The sequence below is a fragment of the Nostoc sp. genome (genome assembly GCF_036917235.1).
Lineage (GTDB): Bacteria > Cyanobacteriota > Cyanobacteriia > Cyanobacteriales > Nostocaceae > Nostoc.
Window position 1 is genome coordinate 1 of record NZ_JBALDU010000020.1, and the last position, 11,466, is coordinate 11,466.

The window sequence follows — 11,466 nt, forward strand, 5'->3', positions numbered from 1 at the left end:
ACTATTTTTTCTCGAAGATCGACAGAGTAGGACTTCATTTAAAAGGATTTATATTTTAATCTAGTGTACCTCATAATAGACGCAAGTGCTGTATCACTCTCAAATTGCCACTGCAAACCTAAGTTTTGTGAAATGCAATCGATTCTACTCGATCAAAAATCAGTGCTTCTACTGCATTTAGCCAATATGAACAGAACACACTTACGTGAGAAAGTGGGAACACGGAAAGGAAAAATGCCTTCTAGGATATTATTGATGTTTATACTTAGCAAAAATTCTTTCAGAAAGACCTTATATTAAGTTCTGTAAATGTTACACTAAAACCTATCCAATGATGGATGTCTTTATTAAAATCTAAACTATATCAAGTTATGAACAAGATCGTAATATTACACTACCGATCCCCAGAAATTTGCGATTAACTTGACGTAGTAATAAATTAGGTTCTGACTTAAGTGGCTAATCAGGTATTACATTATATCGCAGTCAGAACGCGATTTTTCCGGGAAAGTTCGTTGCCACGTTGTATATATTCATCAAAAAGGTGAATAGCCTCAATAACACAGAGGGTTAACCATGAAGGTATTCGACAATACCACCAAAAAGATTTTCCTGGCTAGCTGGGTATCAATCAATCAAGCAGAAACTACTGACCATCAAGCAACCCAGCTAAACCATTCTGTTTCCAAGCCTTACTGGGATATTCTCCAACCCTTACGGCAACGAGTAGAAAACATTCAAGTCCGCGATCGCCAACTAGCTCACCGCTTGTGCAAACTGATTCCATCTCAGTGCCCCTTTGAGCGCGATGTCAAATTATTTGGGAAGACCTTGTTTCACATTCCACCCATGTGCAAGCTAAACCCCTTATATGAAGAAGTGGTTGGTTTACGTTTCCGAGCGTTGTGCTATCTAGCCGACGAGTGCGGCGAAGATGTATCGCAGTACTGCTAATACTGAGATATGAACGCTGAGGAAAAAGTTAGGAGTCAGGAGTAACAGGTCTGGGATCAATAATATAACTCCTAATTCCTAACTCCTAACCATTTTTTATTATTTTTTTACTATTTCTTTTGCCATTTTTGGATGGCATCCTGAGCATCTTCGTAAGCGCCTGTCTCCTCTGGGACTAAGGCAGCAGTCGTAATTGCGGCGTTACGTTCTCCTTCGGCGGCACGACGCTTGGCCAGGTCTAAAATTTTCTCACTCCATTTATTGATCGATTTTTGGGCTGCATCGAAGCCTGGTTGATCGGCTGGTACTTTCTTGGCAACTTCGATCGCTCGATTGTAGGTAGATGCCTGTTCAGACTTAATTAAGGCATTAGCTGCATCTAAAAGAGTTTTGTTACTCACATACTGCTTACCCTCTAAGCGCCACAGGTTAATTGCTGCTTGTGCTTTGGCGTAGGGGGCTTCGTCTTTGGTGATTAGTCGAGCAGCAGCAATAGCGCTAGCATATTGTCTTTGTTTAGCACGACCTTCTGCTAAATCTAAAATCATCTGGCTCCAAATCTGAATATTCTCTTGAGCTTGTTCGTACAGTGGTTCACCCAATTGAATTTTTCGGGCTGTAGCGATCGCCATGCTCAAATCGCTCGCCTGAGTTTGTCTGAGCGACATTTTCGCCAGGTCTAATACTGCTTGATTTCGCTTTTTTGACTGGGAACTAGAGGCTATTTGGGCGCTAGATTGGTTGTTGAGTCTAACTGGTGGAGTACGGCTTGGTAAATTCTCGACAATCTGGCGATCGCTAACACTAGCATTGGGTGATGCACTTGATATTTGCTTAATTCTAAAAGTTTCTTGATTACGCAGAAAAACTACGGCGATTAAACCTGCTACCAGCAAGCTGCCTCCGCCCCACAAGATAAACTGTTTCCAAAAAGGGATGCTTGGCTGATTCGCTGGCAATCGCGAGACGTAACCTTTTGAGGAATTGGGGATAAATCTTCCTCTGGTATTCACTCCCAAGGAAGTTTCCGCCATTGGCTGGGCAACTAATTTGCTACCTGACTCCTGGACTTTTTGACCTTTCACCTGTTGGGAGGAGTTCACACTAGCTTCTCCCCGTCTGCCCCGCTCTACTGAAGTTCTAGCGGAATCATCGAGGGGAGGAGCTGCAAGGGCAATAGCAAAAGATTCTTCAGGATAAATCACCGCTTCTGGTTTAAAATCATTTTCCATTGCCAATTTTGGCAAGATTATTTGCTGCCTTGATGGGATGATAGTCGCAGGGTTTTGGATAGGACGCCAGTGGTGGTGACATAACTTTGGTACAATCAGGCTCAGGTAGCTTTCTAAATCTGCCAAGTTGCTCCCATTACCAGAACGTAAAGCTTCTAACAAAGCTGCTGTAAAGAATCCGTGACCTAGTTCGCTACTCTCATGGGAAAATTGCTCTGGTTGGCAAGAAAGAATTGTCGCCAGTTGTAGTTCTTGGGCTAATTCTATTGTTTCTTCACCAACGGGAGCATCCGCTTGAGTGCCAAAAGCGCGGTTGATATCAAGTAATAGCAATACATTCAGATCCGCAAGTTGCAGACTTTGCATTAGCGATCGCAATTCTATGCCAGTCTCTTGCACGAGTTCGGGGTTGCCCTCTACTGGCATTAAGTAATCTTTGCCCTTGTAGTTGACTCCATAACCGCTAAAGAATAACCACAGATAGTCTTCCGGTTGCCAACTTGTTGCTGCCAAATCTTCAAGTAGCAGCAAAATATTCTCCTTCGTCGGGTAAGTTGATTTATCCCCAATCGGCGGCGAAGTGTCTGTCATAACTAGACAGTGCTTGGGGAGAAAACCTGCCTCTGTCACCAAAAAATCTTCTAGTGCCTCAGCATCTGCTTGGGCACAACTTAAAGGTTGAAATAACTGATATTGATTGATACCAATCGCGATCGCCCAGTAATTTGCCATCCCGCTCTTTGTCAGTTATTGTTGTTTGCTGGTCTTAAAATTGCAGTTGGCTTTGCCAAAAAAACAAAGCTAACCTATGTCTTATAGTCTAGGTGATTCTGATTGAATCTTAAGTTAGAATGTAATTTTTATTACGTCAATTAGCCGGAAAATACTTTTACCTAATTTCAATAACAGATCATTACTAAGGAGATAGAAGGTCATGAGCAAAATTTCTGCTCACCTACCATCATCGCTCGCTCCCTTTTCACTTATTAGCCAAATTGCCAGAAGAATCCGGATAATTCCTTTAGTAGTTTTGCTTATATCTACTGTTCCTGCGTGGTTTTTGATGGAAGCGATCGCACCGCAGGTTGTGCGAGCTTACACCGCTAGAGTCGATCTAGCTATTGACCGCCTGCCAGAAGAAAACTATGAAACCGTTCTCAGGAGAGCGGAAGCGGTCGCTAGGGCAGCTGCTCAAAGGAGTTTCGACCAAGATATCTTGGTGACAGATGTTTCCATCATTGTGTCCGTACAAAATTATGGAGCGATCGCACCAGTCCTGACATTAGATGTCAGTCGTCCTCAATGGCGATCGCGTCCTGATGCTCAAAATTGGGCCACTTACTTCAAAACTGCGCGATCTTTACTTTTCTTTGAAAATAACTCTAATCAAGTTCCAGCAGCTAGCGCTGTGTCAACGCCAAAATAACGGGTTGAGCTAGAAGTCCGAGCCAAAGCTTTCTTGGCTCGGAACCTTGCGGGAATTTAGGGAGTTCCAAATAAAAAATATCCCAAATTTTCTTGTGGGATGGGTGTCCTCACCCGTCCCATATTCAGGGCGGGCAGGATGCCCACCCCACAAGATGGATAATTATTTCTTGTCAGTCTTTAAAAGAAAGTCATTCTTGCTGTTCCCGCGTCCTGGCGTCAGTCTTAACCCAACTTACTTATTCCTGACTCAACTGTTGTCTGTGGCGTCAGTGGATGGCCTAGAATAAGAAGGTTGTCAAGAATCGCGATATCTGCTGACATGGCTGTTCCTAAGAAGAAAACTTCCAAATCAAAACGAGATAAACGTCGAGCTACCTGGAGGCATAAAGCCGTCGTTGAAGCTCAGAAAGCCCTATCTCTGGGCAAGTCAATTTTGACTGGACGTTCTACATTTGTTTATCCAACTGCTGAAGAAGAGGAAGAAGAATCATAATTTCTCAGTCAGGAAAAGCACGAACAGCACCGATAGATTTGATTGCCAAACTCAACAATCAAAGTTCTCATCGCTAGATAAATGCTTTTTCTTAGCTTTCCTGATTGCATTATGAATCATAGGCACTCTACATAAGCTCATTAGATCGAAAAAAATTGGTAGTGAGTAATTGGAAATATCCATTACCCATTACCTATCATTCAAGAGTTTATATAAAGAGTAAAACATCTGATACTGTTGGCAACTCAGCAAAAAAGCTTGAAAACATCTTGAGAAAACTTATTTTCTCTAACTATGCTAGGAAAATTTTTTCAGAAACCAGGCAAAGAAGAAGGCGAACGCGTCCCTCCTGGTCAACACTTAGCTAAAGGTTTTCCCGTATTAACTTACGGTGAAACTCCCCAAGTCAGCATTGAGGAATGGGAGTTTCGAGTTTGGGGTTTAGCAAAATCTGCTACCTTTAGTTGGTCAGACTTTATGGCGCTACCTCAACACGAATTCACAGCTGACTTCCACTGTGTAACGCGCTGGTCTAAACTTGATGTCAAATGGACTGGCATTAAAGTTACAGATTTCATTGGTCTGATTGAATTAGACCCGAAAGTAGCCCATATTATGGAACACTGCTATGGCGGCTACACTACAAATATTTCTGTAGAAGATTTTCTGCGCGAAGAAAACTTCTTTGCTTTTAAAGTCTTTGGTGAAGACCTTCCATCTGAACACGGTGGGCCGATGCGGCTAGTTGTGCCCCATCTCTACGCTTGGAAAAGTGCTAAGTGGATTAATGGTTTAGAATTTTTAGCTGCTGAAGAACTTGGTTTTTGGGAGCGCAATGGCTACCATCGTCGTGGTGAACCCTGGGCTGAGGAGCGTTACAGCAACGCTTTTGGGATTTAATAGTTTAGAAGGGAATAGGTTACAGGTTATAGGTTACAGTCCAGAAAAACTGTACCCTATCACCTGTACCTTTTTATTTTAGAAGTTTCTTGATTAGCGGCAATTTGCCCTGATATGGAGCATATCGCCATTTTAAATCGAGCCAGAAGGAGTTTTGCAATACACTTTTCTTATGGGAAAAGGTGTCAAAGCTAGCTTTGCCGTGATAGTTGCCGATACCGCTATCTCCCACTCCACCAAATGGTAAAGACGAGACACCAACCTGCATCACTGTGTCATTAATACAAACTCCACCAGAGGAAGTTTCCTGTAAAACTCGCTTTTGCAGGTTTTTGTCTTGAGAAAATAAGTATAACGCCAAGGGTTTGGGTCTAGAGTTAATCAAAGCGATCGCTTCTGCAATGTCACTATATTCAATGATGGGTAAAATGGGCCCAAAGATTTCTTCCTGCATCACAGAATCTTCTAGTGAGACATTATCAATAAGTGTTGGAGCAATATAACGCTCTGAAGGGTGATTTTCTCCACCGATGACAACTTCACCGTCTTTGAGAAAACTAACCAATCTCTCAAAGTGTTTTTGACTGATAATCCGGGCATAATCAGGACTGCTTGCTGGATTCTCGCCATAAAATTCTTTTAAGGATTTTTCCAGACCATTTATTAAATCTTTCTTGATTGTTTTATTAACTAAAAGATAGTCAGGGGCGATACAAGTCTGTCCAGCATTAATGAATTTTCCCCAAGTAATTCGTCTGACTGTATGTTCAAGATTAATGTCAGTATCTACAATACAAGGACTTTTGCCACCCAATTCTAAAGTCACTGGTGTGAGATATTTTGCTGCTGCTGCCATGATGATTTTGCCGACGGCTGTACCACCAGTAAAAAAGATATGGTCAAACTTTTCTGCAAGTAGTTTTTGACTTGCTTCCACGCCTCCTTCTACTACTGCAAGATAAGCAGGGTCAAAATGTTTGGCAATAATCTTAGCTATGATATCAGACGTATGGGAAGCAATTTCTGAAGGTTTGATAATTGCACAATTTCCGGCTGCGATCGCACCTATTAAAGGTGAGATAATTAACTGAAATGGATAGTTCCAAGGCCCAATAATTAAGACAACCCCTAATGGTTCTGGATAAATTTTCGCTGAGTATGAAAAAAAATCCCAGGAAACCGCTGCTTTCTTGGGCTTACTCCAGTTTTGAATATTTTTTATGGCGTAATCAATATCCTTAATTACGCTGATTTCTGTAAGGTAAGTTTCCAATTCCGGTTTATGTAAATCCGCTTTTAATGCCTCGACTATTGACTGTTCATGCTCAATGATTGCTTGCTTAAGAGTTGTTAGTTGTTCAATGCGAAAATTTACATCTTTAGTTTTACCCGTTTGAAAAAAATCTCGCTGAGTCTCGATAATATTCCCAATGTTAGATAATTCAGTGGTAATCATTGTTTTGTCCTATTAAAAACTATTTAATACTATTATTTCAGCATATTGTATTCGTCACTTTTTAGCATTTGATTTCATAATTTAAATTTTTATTTTAAGTTTTCGGTAGATAGTAGTAAGGTTATAAATTATGAATTACCAGGATAAAAACTCTAAAATTCATAATTTATAATTACTAGTTTTCTCATGCTTTGGTGGGTAGAAACACAATAAATACACTACCTTTGTCCAACTCGGAATTAAGCAGAATAATGCCTTGATGTGCCTCGACAATTCGACGAGCAAGGTACAGTCCTAAGCCGCTACCAGAAGTCTTATGGCTGCCTTGGCGAAATCGTTCAAAGATGGTGGCTTGTTCTTCAGGGGGAATACCTGGGCCAGTATCCGCTATTTCAATTCTAATGTAGTCAACGGAATTGGATTTTTCAAAGAACTGAGATTCATTGCTTTTATCGAACTGGCGTTGAAAAGTAAAACGAATAGTAATAGACCCAGAATTGGTAAATTTGATCGCATTGCCTATGAGGTTGGTAAATAAACGATGCAATTCTAAGCGATCGCCCATGACTGTGTTTGATTCTTCGGTAAAATCCACACTTAGCAACAGTGCTTTGTCTTGAGCTAAGGGTGATAATTCTCCAGTTACCTCTTCTAGCAATTGACCCAGATTAACTGGTTGAAACGCTAAACTTTTGCGACCTGCTTCAAAACGATAAACTTCCAATAAGGTATTGACCATAGAAAGCAGGTTGATATTGCTACGGGCCATGATGGCGATTACTTCCTGCATTTGCGTTGATAATGTTCCCAATGCACCTTGCTGAAATAGCATCAACATTCGATCGGCAGCTACCAAGGGAGTGCGTAAGTCGTGGGTGAGGCGGGAGACAAAATCTTCTCGCTGACGGGCAATTTCATCACGTTCATCCATACTATGCTTCAAACGCAGAAGCGATCGCACTCTTGCCAGCAATTCATCTACTGTTACAGGTTTGCGGATAAAATCATCAGCACCCAAATCTAAACCGTGGGCGACATTGGGCGCATCGTGGGCAGTTATTAGCAATATGGGGATGTATTGCGGCAATTTCATATCTCCACGAATATGTTTAGTGACTTCGTACCCATCCATACCTGGCATCATCAAATCCAGCAGAACTAAATCACAAGGAGAAGCTTTCAATTCTGCCAAAGCCGAAATCCCATTTTCTGCGGTGCTAATCGTGTAACCTTCTTCCTCCAAAATAGTTTTAATCAAAAACACGTTATCAGGAGAGTCATCAACAACCAGAATTTTGTCAGAGCGAAAAGATTGTGAAGTCATATAGATGCAAGGTATGGGGTAAAAGTAAATTTTTCGGGAAACTGGTTTACTGGTATAGTTTTTTAGATAGTTCTCTTAAGTAAACTTCCTCCAAAAAAAATTTTCTAATAAATTTATATAAATGTGTTTTAAAAACTACTTTACTTATCTTTTTAACAGATAGTCACAAGCTAATTGAATTATGGCTCGTAAACTTCTAGAACTGGATACAGAGGATGGCGGCAAGATTTTGGTAGCAGTTGAGTTACCAGATGGCTCAGTAGGTCGTGTATCACCACCTACAGGTGATTTACCTATAGAAAAAGTAGAGGCTAGCTTCGATGCCGTTAAGGATTTGATTGTTCGCGGGTGTCGCCCAATTACAAAAGCATTTCGTACCTTACAGCAAGAATCGCAACCTGTGAGCGAAGAAGTTGAGTTTGGGTTGAATTTTACCGCCAAAGGCTCAGTTTATGTAGTCGAATCTAGTGGACAGGCATCACTGAAGGTGAAAATAACTTGGAAACTGACACAAGAAGAAAACAAGTAATAAATTGTCATGAGTTGGGATTTAGTTAGAGCTTGTACCGTTGCGATCGCTACTCCAGAAGGTAATATCCAAGGTACGGGCTTTTTTATCTCAACCCAAGGACATTTACTCACCTGCGCCCATGTGGTTGAGTCAGCAGGGGGTTGGGAAGAAGTGCGAGTCAATGGGCAAAGGGTTGAGTTGGTTTATTTGGGAAATAGCACCCGCGATGATTTTGCCATATTGCGATTACCTGGTTATCAAAGTGCTTCAGTTCCCTTAGCTTTTAATTTTCAGCCGATGGATCGATTTCTGTCTATTGGCTATGGGCGAACGGATTTTCCCCAAGGTGCTTCGATTGATGGCACGATCACCGATATGAATCCCCAGTCTGAATTTAGCAACTTACCAATGTTGCGGTTGCGAGTCAAGGCGAATTCGCAACAAGTGCAAGGGGGTTATAGCGGTTCGCCTGTATTTGATGCCCAAACTCAACGAGTTATTGGCATAATTGCCGCTTATGACAATACAGAAGGCGCATTGGCTCTGCCTCTGGTTACGGTGCGACAAAAATGTTCAAATTTGTCAATATTTCTGGATATTAATCAGAATGTACCACCGTTGCCACCAAATAGCGAAAGCGCCAGAGTTTTTATTAGCTATCGCAGTCAAGATCCAGACTTGAGCCTTGCCCAACATTTTTATGAAGCAATCAAAGCTGCTGGACATGAAGCATTTATGGCAGGTGAGAGTATTCGCTTGGGGTAAAACTGGCCCCAACGGATCGATAGAGAATTAGAACGGTGTGATTATTTTCTGCTGCTGTTATCTTCGCAATCAGCAACCAGTGAGATGGTAACAGAAGAAGTAAGAAGAGCAAAGCAGTTACAGGATTTGCGTCCTGAGCATAAACCAGTAATTTTGCCCATTCGTGTCAATTTTCCTTTAAGTTCACCACTCAATTATGATTTGCGGGGTTATTTAAGTCAGATTCAGCAGCGAGAGTGGAAATCGCCTGCCGATACTCCGAGGATTTTGCAAGAAATTTTGTCATTGTTGACCGAAGATGCTGGAAGCAGCGCAAATCTTGCCGCTACAGAGGAATTACCAGCTGTAGCACCTGCTTGGGAAACTCAGAAAAGTCCGCCTCTACCAGTTGCAGAACCAGAATTGCCAGAAGGACAAGTAGATTTACTTTGTAAACTCATCCCAAATAAGATAGAGACATCAGGTGTTGAGGAATTAGTGCGATCGCATATCATTACAAGTTGGGAATCTCAGGATGAGCCAGAGCATTTGCGAACAATACGCGATCTTCTTCTGAGGAATAAACAGCGTACAGGTAGGTTGCTAGGACTTTATAAGGAAATCTTGCAACAAGAAAGAATACCATCTGATGACAGTCTGGAACAGAAGGAATTGCCTTTGACAGGGTTGGTAGTCAAGCGACAGGGGCACTTAGAGGTCTACAACCATATTTATAAGGCAGTTTTTGATCAAAGATGGGTTAACAAAGAATTAGCAATTCTACGGCCACCTTTCTACCACGAAGCAATAACAGCTTGGTTAGCCTCTAACTGTGAGGATGAGTCACAGCTTTTGCAAGGAAACGACCTAAAAGATATACAAAAATGGGCGGCAGAAAACAACTACAGATTAAGTAGTGAAGATAGTAAATTTTTAAATGCGAGTCTGGAGCTTTATAACCGAGAACTGGAGAAAGTTGCAGAACCAACCAACTTAAAATTTAAACATGAAAAGGCATCTTCAGTTGTAGATTTAATTTCTTTATGTGATAAGTATCCAGACATAGCAGAAAATTACTTGTTCAACAGTAATTATCTCGAAGATTGGCTGTTCCACCGTAGCGAGACAGATTTAGCATACCTGTCACGAAAGATTGCTAGTTCATACAAGCAGGAAAGACGTAGAGGTGTGGAGATGTTTGTGCGGGGACTATGTGAACATCTAAAGCGTGTTCCATATCCAAAAATATTGTTTGAACCACCTAAGCTAGAGTTTGGTGAAATCCCCATCGGATGCCAAAAAAGGGTTTCCTTGAAAGTTAGTAACAATGGACGTGGGTTTGCATGGGGAGATGTAATTAAGCCTAATCTTCCAGGCCTGAGTGTACCCGAACAATTTGATTCCTCCACTGACACAACATTTGATATTAATTTTGATGCTCTTGAAGTTGAACCGGATGATTATCAAGGTAGTATTTTCATTGACTTGAAAGAGATGGAGTATACCTGTCGAATTCCTATAAGTTACAAAATTAAAAAACTAAATATCAGCAAACCAGAAAAATTAGAGTTGGGAGTTCTTTCACATGGTAGGTATTCCTTTCCAAGAACATTAATAATTACTTGCGAGTCTTCTGGCGGAAGACTTAAGGGAATTGCTTCAACTAAGATGAATGAAATAGAAATAATACAGCATAGTTCGCAGGGAAAATTATTAGAATTTTCGTTAAGTATAGATACCACTAATCTAGAGGCTGGCCACTATAATACTGAAATAAGTATAAAAACAAATACTGGCGAATTTGAAGTACCCATTTACTTCAAAAAATCTTTAAATTGGGACATAATAACCGCATTAACTGCTAGGATTTGTATCCCTGTAGGATTAGTCATGTTTTTAATCCGCCGCATTTTGGGAAACTATTTATCAGTTGGTTTAGATGATAATTGGGTTTTGTCATACCCCCCTGAAGTCACTGGAGCTTCTTATTTACCAGAATTTTTTCCTTTTTTGCATCTGAGTATATTTGGGATACCAGAGGTGCAGATTATATGTTCGATTTTTGGTAGTTTAGTATTCTTTATTTGTGCATTTATATTTCGTGATTGTTTAAATTTATTAAAGGAAAAATTAAAATCAAAAGTAGAAATGTTTTACAATTCGATAAATCAAGTAAGAGAAAACTATAACAATCGATCTAGTTGGAGTAACCAATGGGTTTATAACCTGCGATATTCTCCAAGTAAAGGAATGATTATTATAGGTTGGCTAATCAAAACAACATTTTTATTATTAATACTTTTATGGCTAATTATATTTATCATTAATTGGATACAGCATTTACGGCTGTTATGAGGTACAGTAGCAGCAACTAGCAAACCAGTTTCTTAAATGTTGAGGATTTATTAAATTGAGTGCAACTGA

Annotated in this window: 9 protein-coding genes and 1 pseudogene; 7 read left to right on the forward strand and 3 right to left on the reverse strand. The window is 40.6% G+C overall.

Annotated features, from left to right (window positions below):
* Positions 1-576 precede the first annotated feature (576 nt).
* On the forward strand, positions 577-954 hold the full coding sequence (locus V7K44_RS06175; RefSeq protein WP_334929636.1) for a Mo-dependent nitrogenase C-terminal domain-containing protein: 378 nt from the start codon (positions 577-579) through the stop codon (positions 952-954).
* A 110-nt stretch (positions 955-1,064) separates the two neighbouring features.
* Here V7K44_RS06175 and V7K44_RS06180 read toward each other — a convergent pair whose 3' ends face one another.
* The gene (locus V7K44_RS06180) at positions 1,065-2,918 is read right to left on the reverse strand and encodes a caspase family protein (RefSeq protein WP_334929638.1); all 1,854 of its coding nucleotides are present in this window, start codon (positions 2,916-2,918) and stop codon (positions 1,065-1,067) included.
* 202 nt (positions 2,919-3,120) lie between these two features.
* Here V7K44_RS06180 and V7K44_RS06185 point away from each other — a divergent pair, with 202 nt between their 5' ends.
* The 3 genes from V7K44_RS06185 (at position 3,121) to V7K44_RS06195 (ending at position 5,007) form a co-directional block, all read left to right on the forward strand.
* Positions 3,121-3,612 carry a hypothetical protein gene (locus V7K44_RS06185; RefSeq protein ID WP_334929640.1) on the forward strand — a complete coding sequence of 164 codons (492 nt, stop codon included), beginning with the start codon at positions 3,121-3,123 and terminating at the stop codon, positions 3,610-3,612.
* 321 nt (positions 3,613-3,933) lie between these two features.
* On the forward strand, positions 3,934-4,107 hold the full coding sequence (gene rpmF / locus V7K44_RS06190) for a 50S ribosomal protein L32 (protein WP_012407602.1): 174 nt from the start codon (positions 3,934-3,936) through the stop codon (positions 4,105-4,107).
* A 294-nt stretch (positions 4,108-4,401) separates the two neighbouring features.
* Entirely contained in the window at positions 4,402-5,007 is a 606-nt protein-coding gene (locus V7K44_RS06195; protein ID WP_334929642.1) for a sulfite oxidase-like oxidoreductase, read from the forward strand.
* Positions 5,008-5,080: 73 nt separating this feature from the next.
* Here V7K44_RS06195 and V7K44_RS06200 read toward each other — a convergent pair whose 3' ends face one another.
* Positions 5,081-6,463: an aldehyde dehydrogenase gene (locus V7K44_RS06200; protein ID WP_334929644.1), complete on the reverse strand. Its 1,383-nt coding sequence runs from the start codon at positions 6,461-6,463 to the stop codon at positions 5,081-5,083.
* Between the two features lie 184 nt (positions 6,464-6,647).
* Positions 6,648-7,787, reverse strand: a complete 1,140-nt coding sequence (locus V7K44_RS06205) for a hybrid sensor histidine kinase/response regulator (protein WP_334929646.1) — start codon at positions 7,785-7,787, stop codon at positions 6,648-6,650.
* A gap of 181 nt (positions 7,788-7,968) precedes the next feature.
* On the opposite strand from V7K44_RS06205, the gene V7K44_RS06210 reads away from it, so the two are divergent.
* The 3 genes and pseudogenes from V7K44_RS06210 to V7K44_RS06220 form a co-directional block, all read left to right on the forward strand.
* Positions 7,969-8,316 (forward strand): CU044_2847 family protein, encoded by a 348-nt coding sequence (locus tag V7K44_RS06210; RefSeq protein WP_334929648.1) that lies wholly within the window; start codon positions 7,969-7,971, stop codon positions 8,314-8,316.
* Positions 8,317-8,325: 9 nt separating this feature from the next.
* Positions 8,326-9,063 carry a S1 family peptidase gene (locus V7K44_RS06215; protein ID WP_334929650.1) on the forward strand — a complete coding sequence of 246 codons (738 nt, stop codon included), beginning with the start codon at positions 8,326-8,328 and terminating at the stop codon, positions 9,061-9,063.
* A 12-nt stretch (positions 9,064-9,075) separates the two neighbouring features.
* Positions 9,076-11,397: pseudogene (locus tag V7K44_RS06220) on the forward strand (toll/interleukin-1 receptor domain-containing protein); the annotation flags it as partial.
* Positions 11,398-11,466: the final 69 nt, after the last annotated feature.